Source organism: Serratia sp. Ae19-1 (genome assembly GCF_059801225.1).
The window spans coordinates 181,250-196,744 of sequence record NZ_JBCHWD010000009.1; the positions used below are offsets into that span (position 1 = coordinate 181,250).

At 58.6% G+C, this 15,495-nt stretch carries 16 protein-coding genes and 1 other RNA gene; 9 read left to right on the plus strand and 8 right to left on the minus strand.

Translation table 11 applies throughout. From position 1 onward, the window contains the following. Both pepP and AAIE04_RS22275 read right to left on the minus strand, forming a co-directional pair. The gene (pepP, locus tag AAIE04_RS22270) at window positions 1-1,314 is read right to left on the minus strand and encodes a Xaa-Pro aminopeptidase (RefSeq protein ID WP_019455631.1); all 1,314 of its coding nucleotides are present in this window, start codon (window positions 1,312-1,314) and stop codon (window positions 1-3) included. Between the two features lie 55 nt (window positions 1,315-1,369). After that, window positions 1,370-1,948, minus strand: a complete 579-nt coding sequence (locus tag AAIE04_RS22275; RefSeq protein ID WP_025160211.1) for a YecA/YgfB family protein — start codon at window positions 1,946-1,948, stop codon at window positions 1,370-1,372. A gap of 319 nt (window positions 1,949-2,267) precedes the next feature. Here AAIE04_RS22275 and zapA point away from each other — a divergent pair, with 319 nt between their 5' ends. The 3 genes from zapA (at window position 2,268) to AAIE04_RS22290 (ending at window position 3,482) form a co-directional block, all read left to right on the plus strand. Next, a complete protein-coding gene (gene zapA / locus AAIE04_RS22280; protein ID WP_019455629.1) occupies window positions 2,268-2,597 on the plus strand; it encodes a cell division protein ZapA in 330 nt (109 codons plus the stop codon). Between the two features lie 41 nt (window positions 2,598-2,638). After that, window positions 2,639-2,821, plus strand: a non-coding RNA gene (ssrS, locus tag AAIE04_RS22285) — 6S RNA. Between the two features lie 52 nt (window positions 2,822-2,873). Next, on the plus strand, window positions 2,874-3,482 hold the full coding sequence (locus tag AAIE04_RS22290; RefSeq protein WP_063917981.1) for a 5-formyltetrahydrofolate cyclo-ligase: 609 nt from the start codon (window positions 2,874-2,876) through the stop codon (window positions 3,480-3,482). A 53-nt stretch (window positions 3,483-3,535) separates the two neighbouring features. Here the strand turns inward: AAIE04_RS22290 and serA are convergent, their stop codons facing one another. Both serA and rpiA read right to left on the minus strand, forming a co-directional pair. Continuing rightward, the gene (gene serA, locus AAIE04_RS22295) at window positions 3,536-4,774 is read right to left on the minus strand and encodes a phosphoglycerate dehydrogenase (protein WP_025160210.1); all 1,239 of its coding nucleotides are present in this window, start codon (window positions 4,772-4,774) and stop codon (window positions 3,536-3,538) included. 293 nt (window positions 4,775-5,067) lie between these two features. Further along, complete coding sequence (gene rpiA, locus AAIE04_RS22300; protein WP_019455626.1) at window positions 5,068-5,724, minus strand: ribose-5-phosphate isomerase RpiA; 657 nt, start codon at window positions 5,722-5,724, stop codon at window positions 5,068-5,070. Between the two features lie 204 nt (window positions 5,725-5,928). Between rpiA and AAIE04_RS22305 the strand changes: the two genes are divergently transcribed. Continuing rightward, the gene (locus AAIE04_RS22305; protein ID WP_019455625.1) at window positions 5,929-6,822 is read left to right on the plus strand and encodes a LysR family transcriptional regulator ArgP; all 894 of its coding nucleotides are present in this window, start codon (window positions 5,929-5,931) and stop codon (window positions 6,820-6,822) included. Between the two features lie 48 nt (window positions 6,823-6,870). Here the strand turns inward: AAIE04_RS22305 and AAIE04_RS22310 are convergent, their stop codons facing one another. Next, the gene (locus AAIE04_RS22310) at window positions 6,871-7,602 is read right to left on the minus strand and encodes an oxidative stress defense protein (RefSeq protein ID WP_025160209.1); all 732 of its coding nucleotides are present in this window, start codon (window positions 7,600-7,602) and stop codon (window positions 6,871-6,873) included. Window positions 7,603-7,723: 121 nt separating this feature from the next. Beyond that, on the minus strand, window positions 7,724-8,341 hold the full coding sequence (gene argO, locus AAIE04_RS22315) for an arginine exporter ArgO (protein ID WP_019455623.1): 618 nt from the start codon (window positions 8,339-8,341) through the stop codon (window positions 7,724-7,726). Window positions 8,342-8,550: 209 nt separating this feature from the next. Here argO and AAIE04_RS22320 point away from each other — a divergent pair, with 209 nt between their 5' ends. Further along, on the plus strand, window positions 8,551-9,249 hold the full coding sequence (locus AAIE04_RS22320; protein ID WP_498577697.1) for an RluA family pseudouridine synthase: 699 nt from the start codon (window positions 8,551-8,553) through the stop codon (window positions 9,247-9,249). Window positions 9,250-9,256: 7 nt separating this feature from the next. Here the strand turns inward: AAIE04_RS22320 and AAIE04_RS22325 are convergent, their stop codons facing one another. Next, window positions 9,257-9,796, minus strand: coding sequence for a DUF2058 domain-containing protein (locus tag AAIE04_RS22325; protein ID WP_025160208.1), 540 nt, complete (start codon window positions 9,794-9,796; stop codon window positions 9,257-9,259). A gap of 318 nt (window positions 9,797-10,114) precedes the next feature. Here AAIE04_RS22325 and AAIE04_RS22330 point away from each other — a divergent pair, with 318 nt between their 5' ends. The 3 genes from AAIE04_RS22330 to AAIE04_RS22340 all read left to right on the plus strand — a co-directional run bounded on the left by AAIE04_RS22330 (window position 10,115) and on the right by AAIE04_RS22340 (window position 13,671). Then, window positions 10,115-11,092: a DUF1852 domain-containing protein gene (locus AAIE04_RS22330; RefSeq protein WP_019455621.1), complete on the plus strand. Its 978-nt coding sequence runs from the start codon at window positions 10,115-10,117 to the stop codon at window positions 11,090-11,092. A 25-nt stretch (window positions 11,093-11,117) separates the two neighbouring features. Continuing rightward, entirely contained in the window at window positions 11,118-12,149 is a 1,032-nt protein-coding gene (locus tag AAIE04_RS22335) for a methionine synthase (RefSeq protein WP_025160207.1), read from the plus strand. Window positions 12,150-12,321: 172 nt separating this feature from the next. Then, window positions 12,322-13,671 (plus strand): MFS transporter, encoded by a 1,350-nt coding sequence (locus AAIE04_RS22340; RefSeq protein ID WP_019455619.1) that lies wholly within the window; start codon window positions 12,322-12,324, stop codon window positions 13,669-13,671. Between the two features lie 82 nt (window positions 13,672-13,753). On the opposite strand, the gene mscS is transcribed toward AAIE04_RS22340, so the two are convergent. Continuing rightward, a complete protein-coding gene (gene mscS / locus AAIE04_RS22345) occupies window positions 13,754-14,620 on the minus strand; it encodes a small-conductance mechanosensitive channel MscS (protein WP_019455618.1) in 867 nt (288 codons plus the stop codon). A 205-nt stretch (window positions 14,621-14,825) separates the two neighbouring features. Between mscS and AAIE04_RS22350 the strand changes: the two genes are divergently transcribed. Continuing rightward, window positions 14,826-15,494, plus strand: a complete 669-nt coding sequence (locus AAIE04_RS22350) for a DUF1345 domain-containing protein (protein ID WP_498577698.1) — start codon at window positions 14,826-14,828, stop codon at window positions 15,492-15,494. The last annotated feature ends 1 nt before the right edge of the window (window position 15,495 follow it).

Consider the following 15,495-nt stretch of genomic DNA (forward strand, 5'->3'; position numbering starts at 1 on the left):
TTACCTTGCCGCCGCCATCAACGCTTCGATGGCATCGGCGTCTTTCACCACGGTGGCGGTCAGGTTTTCATTGCCGTCGGCGGTGATCACGATGTCGTCTTCGATACGGATGCCGATGCCGCGGTATTCCGCCGGCACGTCCGCATCCGGCGCGATATACAGCCCAGGCTCCACGGTCAGCACCATACCCGGCTCCAGCAGCCGATCGCGGCTCGGCGTGCCATAGTGGCCGACGTCGTGCACGTCCAGGCCCAGCCAGTGGCTCAGCCCGTGCATAAAGAACTGACGGTGGGCCTGCTCGGCGATCAACTGGTCGACTTCACCTTTCAATACGCCCAGCTCCACCAGCCCGACCACCATGATGCGCACCACTTCGTCATTGACTTCGCGGATGCTGGTGCCGGGTTTGAACAGCTCCAGCGCACGCAGCAGCGACGCCAGCACGATGTCGTACACTGCGCGCTGCGGCCGGCTGAACTTGCCGTTGACCGGGAAGGTGCGGGTAATGTCGCCGGCGTACCCCTGATACTCGCAGCCGGCGTCGATCAACACCAGATCGCCGTCGCGCATCTGGCTCTCGTTCTCGGTGTAGTGCAGGATGCAGCCGTTTTCGCCGCTGCCGACGATGGTATTGTAAGACGGGTAACGGGCGCCTAGGCGGGTGAATTCATGATGAATTTCCGCTTCCAACTGGTATTCGAACATGCCCGGACGGCATTTTTCCATCGCGCGGGTATGTGCCAACGCGCTGATCTCGCCGGCGCGGCGCATCACCGCCAGCTCCTCCGGCGATTTGAACAGCCGCATGTCGTGCAGCCACGGCCGCCAGTCGGTGACGGTGGCCGGCGCCTGCAGATTCTGGCGGAATCCCTTGCGCAGCTTGTCCAGCGCGCCGAACAGGATCTGATCGGCGTAGGCGTATTCGCCCTGCGCGTGGTAGACCACGTCCAGGCCATTCAGCAGCAGGTGCAGCTGGTCATTGATTTCATCGAACGGCAGCGCGCGATCCACGCCCAGCTTCGCCGGCGCGGCGTCTTGCCCCAGACGGCGGCCAAACCAGATTTCCGCCGTCAGGTCGCGCACCCGGTTGAACAGCACGCTGTGGTTGTGCGTTTCGTCGCTTTTGATCAGCACCAGCACCGCTTCCGGCTCATTGAAGCCGGTCAGGTACCAAAAGTCGCTGTTCTGCCGGTAGGGATAGTCTGAATCTGCACTGCGCGTCGTTTCCGGCGCAGAGAAAATAACCGCCGCGCTGGCCGGCGCCATTTTCGCCAACAGCGCCTGACGGCGGTTGTTGAATTCCTGCTGAGTCATTACCTTCTCCTGAAATCATGCCATCCGCACCGCCGGCGGAGGGGCGATAGAACGTTTAGTGCAGCGTCGGTTTGATATTTTCCGGCGCCGTCGGCTTGTGACGAGTGAATTCGCCGTAGCACATGATGGCGGCGACCCGCACATACTCCGCCACTTCTTCCAGCGACTGTTCCAACTCTTCCTGATCTTCGTCTTCGTCGTAGCCCAGCTGCGCGATGTTACGCAGATCGTCGATCGCTTCACCGACCTCGTCTTTCACCTGGGCCAGCTTCGGCTGCATCATGCCCAAACCGAGCAGGAAGTGGTTGACCCAACCGGCCAGCGCGTCGGCGCGATCGAACACGCTGACGATCTCCCCTTCGGGCAGCATCAGTTGGAACAGGAATTCGTCGTCTTCCAGCGTTTCACGCGTCGCTTCATACAGCTGCTGCAACGGTTGGCTGAGCGCCTGCGGGAAGGCGACGCCTTCATTGGTCAGATCGTGCACCAGCGCCTGCCAGCCGGCATCACGGCTGCCGCCGCACAGCAGGCCGCTGATCAGGCCGTGCATTTCTGCCGCGGTCAACGCCACCGACTGTTGGTTGAGGGCCACGGTCAAAGATTGGTAACTTGGAAATGTATTCTGTATAGACATGCGCATTCGTCATCGTTGGCAGGATAAGTTCGTGGTATGCTACCACCAAGGTCCGTCGCTATACCAGATAAGCGCGACACCTCAGTGGCTAGTTATAATCGTGATGTGGCAGGTCTCACACTGCGCCGGCGGGTGACGAAAGTGCGGTAAATACGCATTTTGAAACCCTTTTTTGACTGGCGATGTCTGCCGCAGTAGATTACAACCAGGTACTGAAAAAGGGGTTGTATCTTGGTACCGAGGTATATATAGTGGCGCCCGCTTTGACGGCCCGGCCAGGGCGGACAAGGCTGGCGCGAAATTTAGGCAGGAAGGTGGCATGTCTGCACAACCGGTAGATATTCAAATTTTTGGCCGCTCGTTAAGAGTCAATTGCCCGCCAGAACAACAAGATGCGTTGAATATGGCGGCGGACGATCTTAACCAACGGTTGCAAGATCTAAAAGTTCGCACTAGAGTCTCCAATACTGAGCAACTGGTTTTCATCGCGGCATTGAACGTCTGTCACGAACTTGCTCAAGAACGGTTGAAAACCCGTGACTATGCGTCCAATATGGAACAACGCATACGGATGCTGCAGCAGACCATTGAACAAGCGCTGCTTGAACAGGGTCGCATCTCTGAACGTCAGGATGTGCAATTCGAATAACTTAAGTTGTTGAAATCACAGTTTTCAGCAACGAGTACAAAATTTCTCTGAGATGTTCGCCAGCGGGCCAGTCCCCTGAGCCGATATTTAGTACAAACAGAATGTGTTGCTCCGCGATCGGTGAGCACGCTCGGTGCGCCGAGAAGCCTTAAGATTGCGACGGCACGTTCACCTTGAACCATGGGTTCAAGGGTTACAGCCTGCGACGGCATCTCGGAGATTCCCCTTCTCAGCGGTTTATGTGTGCTGAACGCCACACTGAGCAAGCCTGATACGATGCCTTTTCAACCCCAATTCGCGCAGCAGCGCCAAGCCATTCGTCAACTCATTCGCCAACGTCGGCGCGAACTAACGCCGGGCCAGCAACGCTTTGCCGCAGAAAAGATAACCGAACGTCTCGTCGCACACGGCCGTATTCAGGCGGCGCACAGCATCGCGGTATTCCTGTCGTTTGACGGCGAACTCGATACCGGGCCGCTAATCGAGCGTTTGTGGACGCTCGGCAAACGGGTTTACCTGCCGGTGCTGCATCCGTTCAGCCCGGGGCACTTGCTGTTCCTACGCTATGCGCCGGAAACGCCGCTGGTGCGCAACCGCTTCAATATTCTCGAGCCGCACCTCGATGTGCGCCAGGTGCTGCCGCTGGGCGAGCTGGACGTGGTGTTGACACCGCTGGTGGCGTTCGATCATACCGGCCAGCGTCTGGGCATGGGCGGCGGCTTTTACGATCGCACCCTGCAAAACTGGCAGAGCGATGGCCCCTATCCCATCGGCCTGGCCCATGATTGCCAACAGGTGGAAAGCCTGCCGATCGAGCATTGGGATATCCCGCTGCCGGAGATCCTCACCCCGCTCTGCAGCTGGGCGTGGCGCGAGCCCAAATAGTAAAAGGCCGGAATCCATCCGGCCTTTTTCTTTCATTGCGGCATGCCGCCGAATCAGAACAGCAGACGGGCGCGAATGGTGCCGTCGATGGCCTTCATGCGCTGCAGCGCGGCGTCGGCGCGCGCGGTTTCCGCTTCGATATCGATCACCACATAGCCGATTTCCGGCCCGGTTTGCAGGTACTGCGCGGCGATGTTAACCCCCTCTTCGGCGAAGATCTGGTTAATCTGCGTCAGCACGCCCGGACGGTTTTCATGAATGTGCAGCAGGCGGCTGGCGTTCGGGCCATGCGCCGGCAGCGACACTTCCGGGAAGTTGACCGCCGACAGCGTCGACCCGTTGTCGGAATACTTCGCCAGTTTGCCGGCCACTTCGTCGCCGATGTTCTCTTGCGCTTCCTGAGTTGAGCCGCCGATGTGCGGCGTCAGCAGCACGTTGTCGAACTCACACAGCGGCGAGTTGAACGGATCGCTGTTGGTCGCCGGTTCTTCCGGGAAGACGTCGATCGCCGCCCCCGCCAGATGATTGCTGGCCAACGCATCGCACAGCGCGGGGATATCCACCACAGTGCCGCGCGAGGCGTTGATCAGAATGGCACCCGGTTTCATCAGCGCCAGCTCTTCTGCACCCATCATATTCTTGGTGGCCAGCGTTTCCGGCACGTGCAGCGTTACCACGTCGCTCATATTGAGCAGATCGGACAGATGACGCACCTGTTGCGCATTACCCAGCGGCAGCTTGTTCTCGATATCGTAGAAGAACACCTTCATGCCCAGCCCTTCGGCCAGAATGCCCAGCTGGGTGCCGATATGACCGTAGCCGATGATGCCCAATTTTTTGCCGCGCGCCTCGTAAGAGCCCACGGCCAGTTTGTGCCACACGCCGCGGTGCGCCTTGGCGTTGGCGGCCGGAATGCCGCGCAGCATCAACAACAGCTCGCCCAGCACCATTTCGGCCACGGATCGGGTATTGGAGAACGGGGCGTTGAAGACCGGAATACCGCGCTTGGTCGCTGCGTTCAGATCAACCTGGTTGGTGCCGATACAGAAGCAGCCCACCGCCACCAGCTTTTCTGCGGCGGCGAAGACCTCTTCGGTCAGATGCGTGCGCGATCGGATGCCGACGAAGTGCGCATCGCGGATGGAGGCCTTCAGCGATTCGGTGTCTAACGCACCCTTGTGGTATTCGATGTTGGTATAACCGGCGGCACGCAGATTGTCTACCGTGCTCTGATGAACCCCTTCCACCAACAGGAATTTAATCCTGTCTTTCTCCAATGATACTTTTGCCATTTACCCGACCCTATGTTCAGACTTCAGAAGCGGCTGTTGCGACACAGCTCCCATCCAACATAACAAAAATAACGCGGGCGGCAATACAAACGATTGCCTGCCCGGCAGGACAAGGCGCAGCGTTCCTGGCGGTTTCTGGCAGAAAATGCCATAGGGAAAGTTTTCGGCAGAAGCTTTGGGGAGTCAGTTTTCACAATGTGACATAAGTCACCAAATTTGCCGCTTTTCAGAAAAGATATTTTAACCGAAGAAATTTTGCGGCCCGGCATGACCGGGCCACAGGCCATGGCGGCTTATTTGACCACTTTCACGCCTTCCGACGTGCCGACCAGCGCCACGTCCGCGCCGCGGTTGGCGAACAGCCCAACGGTCACCACGCCGGCGATGCCGTTGATCTTGTTCTCCAGCGCGATGGCGTCGGTGATGCTCAGGTTATGCACGTCCAGGATCACGTTGCCGTTGTCGGTCACCACGTTTTGGCGATACTCCGGCAGGCCGCCCAGTTTCACCAGCTCGCGCGCCACGTAAGAACGTGCCATCGGGATCACTTCCACCGGCAGCGGGAACTTGCCCAACACGTCTACCTGTTTGCTGGCGTCGACGATGCAGATGAATTTCTTGGCGATGGCGGCGATGATCTTCTCGCGCGTCAGCGCTGCGCCGCCGCCCTTGATCATCTGCATATGGCCATTGATTTCGTCCGCGCCGTCCACGTAGATATCGAGCGAGTCCACTTCATTGCTGTCGAATACGTGGATGCCGAGGCTTTTCAGCTTGGCGGTGGAGGCGTCGGAGCTGGACACCGCGCCTTCAATCTGGTGCTTGATGGAGCCCAGCGCGTCAATAAAGTGGGAAGCGGTCGAGCCGGTGCCAACCCCGACAATGGTGCCCGGCGTTACGTATTCCAGCGCCGCCCAGCCTACCGCTTTTTTCAGTTCGTCCTGCGTCATAATATGTCCCTTGCCTCTGTACGAAAACGTGTGCGTATTATAGGGTAAAACGCTGTTTTTCACGCCGGCAGGATCACACTTATTTACCGCATCCCGCATTTTTACCCGCTTTGCGGCGAGTTGGTGGCGTGATTTTTCCACCTGCGCCGCGCGCAAAATGTGGCATAGTGCCGGTATCATTCTAATTTAAGGGATATCTTTCCGATGAAACGCCCAGACTATCGTACGCTGCAAGCGCTGGACGCGGTGATCCGTGAGCGCGGCTTCGAGCGCGCCGCTCAAAAACTCTGCATCACGCAATCGGCGGTATCCCAACGCATCAAACAGCTGGAAAACCTGTTCGGCCAGCCGCTGCTGGTCCGCACCGTGCCGCCGCGCCCGACCGAACAAGGGCAAAAGCTGCTGGCGTTGCTGCATCAGGTGGAGCTGCTGGAAGAAGAGTGGCTGGGCAACGACACCGGCGTCGATACGCCACTGCTGCTGTCGCTGGCGGTCAACGCCGACAGTCTGGCGACCTGGCTGCTGCCGGCGCTGAAACCGGTGCTGGCGGACTCCCCCATTCGTCTGAATCTGCAGGTGGAAGATGAAACCCGCACCCAAGAGCGGTTGCGCCGCGGTGAAGTGGTGGGGGCGGTGAGTATTCAGCCGCAGCCGCTGCCGAGCTGCCTGGTGGATCGGCTGGGGGCGCTGGACTACCTGTTCGTGGCCTCCAGCGGCTTCGCCGAGCGCTACTTCCCCAACGGCGTCACCCGTTCCGCGCTGCTGAAAGCACCGGCGGTGGCCTTCGACCATCTCGACGACATGCACCAGGCGTTCCTGCAGCAGAACTTCGATCTGTCGCCGGGCAGCGTGCCCTGCCACATCGTGAACTCATCGGAAGCCTTCGTGCAGCTGGCACGCCAGGGCACCACCTGCTGTATGATCCCGCATCTGCAGATCGAAAAGGAGCTGGAATCCGGTGAACTGATCGACCTGACGCCGGGGCTGTACCAGCGCCGCATGCTGTACTGGCACCGCTTCGCGCCGGAAAGCCGCATGATGCGTAAAGTGACCGATGCGTTGCTGGAACACGGTCACCAGGTGCTGCGCCAGGATTAAAACGAAAAAAGGTTCGCCACAGCGAACCTTTTCTTCAATACCACACCCTTACTGCGCGGCGTTGCGCTGCAGCTCGAACACCACATCCACCTGATCGTCGAAGTGAATGCTTTGCTGTTCATAGGTCTGCGCCGCATCACTTTCCGCCGCCGCACCGGCCGCCTTATACATCCGCGCCACCGGCATCGGCTGGTAGTTGGCGACCCGATAGCGAATGCTGTACACCGGCCCCAGCTTGGCGTGGAAGCCTTTGGCCAGGGATTCGGCCTGTTGAGTCGCGTTCTCGATCGCTTTTTGCCGTGCCTGTTCGCGATACACGTCCGGCTTGGCGACGCCCAACTCCACCGCACGGATCTCGTTCAGGCCGGATTTCAACGCGCCGTCCAGCAGCTCGTTCAGCTTGTCCAACTGGCGCAGCGTCACCTGCACCTGGCGCACCGCACGGTAGCCCTTCAGCACCGACTCGCCGGTTTTCAGGTAGTCGTATTCCGGCTGGGTGCGCAGGTTGGCGGCGCTGATGTCTTTCTTCTCGATGTTATTTTTCTGCAGGAAATCAAAGTACTGCGCCACGCGCTCATCCACCTGCTTCTTCGCCTGAGCGGCGTCTTTGGAGGAAACGCTCACTTCGATCGCCAGGGTGGCGATGTCCGGCGTGGCGTCCACGCTGGCGGTGCCGGAGGTGACGACATGCGGCCCTTCAGGCACTTCGGCCGCCTGCAGCGCCATCGGTAACGTCCCTAATCCGACCATTGCGGCCATAGCCAATGCTTTTAGCTTCACAGTGTCTCCTTAATGACAGGCTGTCTCTGATCGCCGGCTTTTCCCCGTGAGAACCGCCGGATTCCTGGCATCAAACGTAGCATATCGCGCGGCGTTTTGAATTCGGATTAGTGACAAATTCTTATAAATTTGCCCCCTGCCAGGCCAGCTGCAGCGCGATGCCCCACATCACCAGCCCGACCAGCGCATTGATGATGCGCTGCGCCCGCTGCGTGTTCAGCCAGGGCGCCAGCCAGGAGGCCAACAGCGCCAGCCCGAAGAACCACACGACCGATGCGCTGACCGCGCCGAGCGCAAACCAGGAACGCACGTCCGCCGTCAGCTGCCCACCCAGGCTGCCGAGCACCACGAAGGTGTCCAGATAAACGTGCGGGTTCAGCCAGGTGACCGCCAGCATGGTGACCACGATGCGCCAGCGGCTCTGCGCCAGCTCTTGCGCCGCAGCCTGCGCCGGCTGCGGACTGAAGGCGGAACGGAACGCGCCCCAGCCGTACCACAGCAGAAACGCCACCCCGCCCCAGGTCACCAGCGCCAGCAGCAGCGGCGAACGGGTCAGCAATGCGCTGCCGCCGAAGATGCCGGCGCAGATCAGCACGATATCGCTCAACGCGCACAGCGCGGCGATCATTAAATGGTACTGGCGCCGAATGCCCTGATTCATCACGAATACGTTCTGCGGGCCCAGCGGCAGGATCATGGCGGCGCTCAGGGCAAAACCCTGCAGGAAGACGGATAACATGGGGATTCCTCGAATGATAAAAGGCGCCGGACGAGGGCGCGAATCGGTCAACACGCGCATCATACGAGGAAGCGATCATTAGGTGAAATTGATGTTTCTAATCAAGTATCAGAAGCGCTAATACTCCAACCGGCGGGATTGCGCCGTCAAATTCGCCCATCGGCGAAAAATTCGCTATCATCCGCTCCCCCTCACCAGCCGGCCGCACGATGTCTACGATTATCGATACCTTCATCGCCCCGCCATGTCATGATCAGATAGAGATCCTCTATCAGGACGCTCATCTGGCGCTGATCAATAAGCCGACCGGGCTGCTCAGCCTTTCGGGCAAGAATCCGCAAAATCTCGATTCGGTGCACCATCGGCTGGTGCAGATCTTCCCCGGCTGCACTTTGGTGCATCGTCTGGATTTCGGCACGTCCGGCTTGATGGTGGTGGCCCGCAATAGGGCCGTCAACGCCGCGCTCTGCCGGCAGTTCAGCGAACGCACCGTCAGCAAAGTGTACAGCGCGCTGCTCTGCGGCCATCTGGCGGATAACGAAGGAGTGATAGACGCGGCGATCGCCAAAGATCCGGCGCTGTTCCCGCTGATGTCGATTTGCGCCCTTCACGGCAAACCCGCCCGTTCCCGCTATCGGGTCGTCGAGCGTTTTTATCGTATCGCGGAGGATGGGACATCGCTGCCGCTGACGCGGGTGCAGCTCACCCCGGAGACCGGGCGCACCCACCAGCTGCGTATTCACAGCCGGCAGTTGGGCCACCCTATTTTAGGCTGCGATCTGTATGGCGGCCGCCTGCTACCGGGCACCGAACAGACGCCGCGGCTGATGCTGCACGCCAGCGAACTGGATTTTGTGCACCCCATCAGCGGAGAACGGATAACCGCTCGTCACGCCGCGCCGTTCTGAACGCGGCTTACCACATCAAATCGTCGGGCACTTTAAAGTCGGCGTACGGATCGTCTTCATCCTGCTCTTCCTGACTCAGCGCGCTGTGCAGCACAATGCTGGCCGCATCGCGCTGCGCGATTTTATCGGCGACGCTGGCGGGGATAATCGCGTATTCACACTCTTCGCGGTTCTCGACCACCAAGCGTGCGATGGCAAGACGGCCATTGATCAGCTGGGTCTGGGTCGCTTTATCCACCAGGATTTTCTTGATCAGGTTGCCGTCGGTGAAGTTAAAACCGATATCGCCTTTCGCCAGGACGATGCGGTTCATCTCGATCAGTTGCTTCACCTGCGCTTTGTATTCTTTGGACAGCGCGGCTTGCTTTTGCTGCTCGCTCAGCTGCTTATCGCGTTCAAGCTGCGCCTTTTTATTCTCTTCCACCGCCTCTCTGGCCTCACGGGCCTGAACGCGTGATTTTTTAGCCGTTCTTTGGACTTTGGCCATTTTCTTGCTGGTTACCAAGCCCGCTTTGAGCATCTGCTCTTGTAAGGTGAGTTTTGTCATGTTCGTGTCTGAAGCCGTGGGGTCATGGTGGGGATTATACCCGTAATGTTTCAGGCTGCACCAGCTTGCCGCCTCGGCGCATCAGGCGGTTTGCGCGGCCGGATCGCGGCGGAAAACTGCCTGATGCGCCAGATCATGAACGCGGCTCATGTGGTAATGAAATTAAGTCTCTTTCACTCCCCTCGGGACTCTGGCAAAAATAGACCTCATTAATGACAGACAATATGAAAGCGGCTGAATAAAAAAATATAAATACAACTAATTGATAAAAATAGATAAAACCAGCCATCATATCATATAACAGGATGCTATAAGACGATGAATAAAGACTTTACCTTTACGATTAAGAGCAGTTCTTTCAATGAAGATTATAACCCTTCTGAAAGTACGCGTATCACCACCAACTTTGCCAATTTGGCCAGAGGGGAAAACCGCCGGGAGAACCTGCGCAATACGTTGGTGATGATTGACAATCGCTTCAATACGTTGGCGCATTGGGATAACCCCAAGGCCGATCGTTATTCGGTCGAGCTGGAAATCATCTCGGTTGAGATGCGCATTGAAGATCACGGCGCCAGCTTTCCGGTGATCGAAATCCTGAAGACCAACATTATTGATAAAAAAACGCAAAAGCGTATCGAGGGTATCGTCGGGAACAATTTCTCGTCTTACGTGCGTGATTATGATTTTAGCGTCTTGCTGCCGGCGCATAACCAAAACGCAGCGGAGTTCAACATTCCGGATGACTTCGGCGATTTGCACGGCAATATCTTTAAGCACTTCGTCAATTCAAAGGCATACCATGAAAACTTTAGCAAACCGCCGGTGATCTGCCTCAGCGTGTCCAGCAAAGACACCTATCATCGGACGGGCAATCACCACCCGGTATTGGGTGACGAATACCGCCAAGACGGCGCTTCGTTGACCGACCGGTATTTCAAGAAAATGGGCCTGCAGGTGCGTTATTTCATGCCGAAAAATAGCGTCGCGCCCCTGGCCTTTTATTTCCCCGGTGATTTGCTGAGCGATTACACCGACCTTGAGCTGATTGGCACCATCAGCACGATGGAGACCTTCCAAAAAATCTATCGGCCTGAAATTTACAATGCTAATTCGGCGGCGGGGCAATGTTATCAGCCAAGCCTGAATAACCAGGACTATTCATTAACCAAGATTGTTTATGATCGCGAAGAGCGTAGCCAGTTAGCGATTGAGCAGGGGAAATTTACGGAAGAGCAATTTATCAAACCCTATAAGCCTATTCTTGAGCAGTGGTCTGCTCACTACGCGCTTTGATTCACTTAAATACAGGTCACCTATCATGAAAATATTGCTCCCTACATCGACCGCCGGCAGCTTGCCCAAACCTTCCTGGCTGGCCCAACCGGAAACCCTGTGGTCGCCCTGGAAATTGCAGAATGAAGAATTAATCGAAGGGAAACAGGACGCCCTGCGTTTATCGCTGGCGGAGCAACAGTTGGCCGGCATCGACATCGTCAGCGATGGCGAGCAAACGCGTCAGCATTTCGTCACGACGTTCATTGAGCACCTCAGCGGCGTCGATTTCGAGCAACGCCAGGTGGTGAAAATCCGTAATCGCTATGATGCAAGTGTTCCGACCGTGGTGGGTGCGGTCGAGCGTCAAAAGCCCGTTTTCGTTGAAGACGCCAAATTTTTACGCCAGCTGACCAAGCAGCCGATTAAATGGGCCCTGCCGGGGCCGATGACCATGATCGACACGCTCTATGACAACCACTATAAAAGCCGTGAAAAATTGGCCTGGGAATTCGCCAAGATCCTCAATCAGGAAGCCAAAGAGCTCGAGGCCGCCGGCGTCGACATCATTCAGTTTGATGAGCCCGCCTTTAATGTGTTCTTTGACGAAGTGAATGACTGGGGCATCGCCGCCCTGGAAAGGGCCATCGAAGGGCTGAAGTGCGAAACGGCGGTGCATATCTGCTATGGGTACGGCATTAAAGCCAATACCGACTGGAAGAAGACGCTGGGTTCAGAGTGGCGGCAATATGAAGAGGCGTTTCCTAAACTGCAAACGTCTAATATCGATATCATCTCGCTGGAATGCCATAACTCGCACGTGCCTATGGACCTGCTTGAACTGATCCGCGGTAAAAAGGTGATGGTCGGCGCCATTGACGTGGCGAATCATGCCGTCGAGACGCCTGAAGAAGTGGCCGCTACGTTGCGTAAGGCGCTGCAGTTTGTCGATGCCGACAAGCTCTATCCGTCGACCAACTGCGGCATGGCCCCTCTGCCTCGTCAGGTCGCCCGCGGCAAGCTGAATGCCTTAAGTGCAGGCGCCGAGATCGTGCGCCGGGAACTGTTGGCCAAATAACCTTGCCAAGCGCCCGCCACAGGTACCTCCTGCGGCGGGCGATGATCATCGACTCCCTCTCCCCGCAACGCCCCCCCTCTGGTGTATACTCGGGTTTCTACGCGATGCCAGCCACAGCGGCCTGAACGGCCCCTCAGCCAGCCCACAACAGCTTAATAACAGTGGAACCCTCATGAGCCCAGATACCGCTCGCATCAGCGAAATCATCGATCGCGCCAGGATCTCACCCTACCAAATCCTGATCCTGACCTTATGTTTCCTCATCGCCCTGCTGGACGGCTTCGATACCGCCATCATCGGCTATATCGCCCCGGCGCTGCGCGAAGAGTGGGATCTGCTGCCTGCGCAGCTCTCCCCCGCCTTCGGTGCGGGGTTGTTCGGCCTGCTGCTCGGCAGCCTGCTGTTCGGGCCGCTCGCCGACGCCATCGGCCGCAAGCGCGTGCTGCTCGTCGCGGTGCTGGTGTTTGGCGGCTGCACCCTGGCTTCGGCCTATACGCATTCGATCGAATCCCTGACCCTGCTGCGCTTCATCACCGGCATTGGCCTCGGGGGCGCGATACCGACCTGCATCACTCTCAGCTCGGAATACTCACCGGCGCGCCGGCGCATGTTGATGGTCACCCTGAGCTGGAGCGGCTTCACCGCCGGGTTGGCCCTGGGCGGCCTGCTGGCCGGGCAGATCATTCCGACGTTCGGCTGGCGCGGCCTGCTGCTGGTCGGCGGTATCGCGCCGTTGGCGCTGCTGCCGCTGCTGGCCTGGCAGATGCCCGAGTCGGTGCGCTTTATGGCCGCCAGCGCCAAACACGCCGATCGGCTGCGCCGGGTGGTCGAGCGCATCACCGGCCAGCGTTGGGCCGGTGTGACGATTGTCGATGACGAGCGTCCGGCGCAGGTCAAATCGCCGATATCACACCTGTTTATCGAAGGCCGCGCCGTGCGCACCCTGCTGCTATGGGCGGCGTTCTTCTGTTCACTGTTTGTGTTCTATCTGCTCACCAGCTGGCTGCCGACTCTCCTCAAAGACGCCGGTTACGACATCGTCCACGCCTCGCGCATCGGAGCCATGGTGCCGCTCGGCGGCACTCTGGGCGCCATCCTCATGGCGCTGCTGATGGACCGGATCGGGCCCTACCGCGTGCTGGCCGTCTCCTACCTGGGCGCCGCGCTGGTGATTGGCGTTACCGGTTACCTGATGGGCGACGCCTACACGCTGGCCGCCATTGTGTTCCTGATCGGCTTCGGCGTGGCCGGTGCACAGAACGGCCTGAATCTGGTTTCCGCCACCCTCTACCCAACCGCAGCCCGGGTGACCGGCGTCAGCTGGGCCATGGCCAATGGCCGCTTCGGCTCAATTGTCGGCTCGATGCTCGGCGCCTGGATGATGACCGCAGCCGGATCGCCGGAAGTGTTCTTCCTCTGGCTGGCGTTGCCGGCGCTGCTGGGCGCCGCCGCCATCTTCCTGCTTTATCGCCTCAGCCTGCGTCGCCGCGCGCCGCTCACCGAACCGGCGGCCGGCGTCTGAACTCGCGGAAAAGAAAAGGCCGAGATGCCATTGGCAGCGTCTCGGCCCGCAATAAAAAAGGGGGCCAAGGCCCCCTTCTCTGTTATTCCGCCTTGGCGGAAGCGTCTTCGGTGCGATACAGATGCACGTCCATCTGCGGGAACGGAATGCCGATGTTGTGGGCATCCAGCGCGCGCTTGAAGTTTTCCATCAGATCGAAGTACACGTTCCAGTATTCCGCGTTAGTGGTCCAGGAACGGGTCACGAAGTTCAGGGACGATGGCGCCATCTCGTTCAGACGCACGGTCACGCCTTTGGCGTGCATGATGCGCTTGTCGGCGGCGATCACGTCGCCCAGCACCTTCTTCACCACGTCGATATCGGCGTTGTAGGCCACGCCCACCACGATATCCACGCGGCGGTTCGGTTCGCGGGAGTAGTTGATGATGTTGCCGGCGATGATTTTACCGTTCGGCACCACGATGGTTTTGTTGTCGGAAGTCCGCAGGGTGGTGGAGAAAATCTGCACCTGATCGACGGTGCCGGCCACGCCGCCCAAATCGACATATTCACCCACACGCAGTGGACGGAAGATCACCAGCAGCACGCCGGCGGCGAAGTTGGACAGCGACCCTTGCAGCGCCAGACCGACGGCCAAACCGGCGGCACCCAGCACGGCGATCACCGAGGTGGTCTGCACGCCGACGCGCCCCAGCACCGCGATGAAGGTGAATGCCAGCACGCCGTAGCGCACGATCGCCGACAGGAAATCCGCCACCGTGGCGTCGATGCCACGCAGCTTCATTACGCGGTTCAGCGCATTGCCGACCACGCGCGCCACGATCGAACCGATAATCAGGATAACGATGGCAGCGACGATATTCACCGCATACTGGATCAACAGATCCTGGTTCTTCACCAACCAGTCGCCGGCACCGTTGATGCCGTCTACTACATTCAAATCTTTCATTCGTGTCGTCCTAACTCAGTCCCTAACGGGAGAAACTCGCAAAAATACACTGGCCTCGATAGCCAGTAGGAAACCACCGCCTTAGGGTAACCAACATTAAAGGCTCATGCCAACCGTCAGCGTTAAAAATAGCCGAAACCGCGCGCCGCTTCTTCTATGCTGAGAACAGCGCGTTGGCCATTTCACGATAAGGGATCCGTTTTTCATGCACATTCGCTCTTCGCTCAAACACTATTGGCAAGTGCGGCCCAGGCTGCTGTTTTCCGTCGGCGCCGGGCTGCTGTGCTTTCTGATGCTGCCAGCCCAGCTCTCGCTGCTGCAGCGCTTGATGATCGGCTGGAATACGCTGGCCTGGCTCTATTTGCTGTTTCTCTGGCGGCTGATGCTGATCAGCACGCCGCAGCACATTCGCCAGATAGCCCGGCGGCAAGACGAAAGCGCCAGCATGGTGCTGGCGCTGGTCAGCCTCGGTTGTCTGGTCAGCTTATTGGCGATCCTGTTTGAATTGAGCAGCGCCAAACAGGTGGCCGGCTCGCTGAAAACGCTGCATTTGCTGCTGACCGGCGCCACGCTGGTGGTCTCCTGGCTGTTGCTGCCGACCGCTTTCACCATGCACTATGCCCACCAGTTCTATCGTCAGGGCGCGCAGCAGGATCCCTTGCCGCTGCTGTTCCCCGGCAACCTCACCGAGCCGACCTACCTGGATTTCGCCTACTTCTCCTTCACCATCGCGGTGGCGTCGCAAACCGCCGATGTGGCGGTCGGAGCAGCGGAGGTGCGTAAGGTCACCCTGCTGCAGTCGGTGATCTCCTTCGCGTTCAACATGCTGATCCTGGGCCTGTCTATCAACGTCGGCGCCGGCCTGCTGGGCTGAA

Coding starts and splice junctions, on each gene's coding strand:
- AAIE04_RS22325 (WP_025160208.1), bottom strand. CDS start 9,796: ATGACAAAACTCACCTTACAAGAGCAGATGCTCAAAGCGGGCTTGGTA.
- pepP (WP_019455631.1), bottom strand. CDS start 1,314: ATGACTCAGCAGGAATTCAACAACCGCCGTCAGGCGCTGTTGGCGAAA.
- AAIE04_RS22335 (WP_025160207.1), top strand. CDS start 11,118: ATGAAAATATTGCTCCCTACATCGACCGCCGGCAGCTTGCCCAAACCT.
- serA (WP_025160210.1), bottom strand. CDS start 4,774: ATGGCAAAAGTATCATTGGAGAAAGACAGGATTAAATTCCTGTTGGTG.
- AAIE04_RS22320 (WP_498577697.1), top strand. CDS start 8,551: ATGTCTACGATTATCGATACCTTCATCGCCCCGCCATGTCATGATCAG.
- zapA (WP_019455629.1), top strand. CDS start 2,268: ATGTCTGCACAACCGGTAGATATTCAAATTTTTGGCCGCTCGTTAAGA.
- AAIE04_RS22305 (WP_019455625.1), top strand. CDS start 5,929: ATGAAACGCCCAGACTATCGTACGCTGCAAGCGCTGGACGCGGTGATC.
- mscS (WP_019455618.1), bottom strand. CDS start 14,620: ATGAAAGATTTGAATGTAGTAGACGGCATCAACGGTGCCGGCGACTGG.
- AAIE04_RS22350 (WP_498577698.1), top strand. CDS start 14,826: ATGCACATTCGCTCTTCGCTCAAACACTATTGGCAAGTGCGGCCCAGG.
- AAIE04_RS22275 (WP_025160211.1), bottom strand. CDS start 1,948: ATGTCTATACAGAATACATTTCCAAGTTACCAATCTTTGACCGTGGCC.
- AAIE04_RS22290 (WP_063917981.1), top strand. CDS start 2,874: ATGCCTTTTCAACCCCAATTCGCGCAGCAGCGCCAAGCCATTCGTCAA.
- AAIE04_RS22340 (WP_019455619.1), top strand. CDS start 12,322: ATGAGCCCAGATACCGCTCGCATCAGCGAAATCATCGATCGCGCCAGG.
- AAIE04_RS22330 (WP_019455621.1), top strand. CDS start 10,115: ATGAATAAAGACTTTACCTTTACGATTAAGAGCAGTTCTTTCAATGAA.
- argO (WP_019455623.1), bottom strand. CDS start 8,341: ATGTTATCCGTCTTCCTGCAGGGTTTTGCCCTGAGCGCCGCCATGATC.
- rpiA (WP_019455626.1), bottom strand. CDS start 5,724: ATGACGCAGGACGAACTGAAAAAAGCGGTAGGCTGGGCGGCGCTGGAA.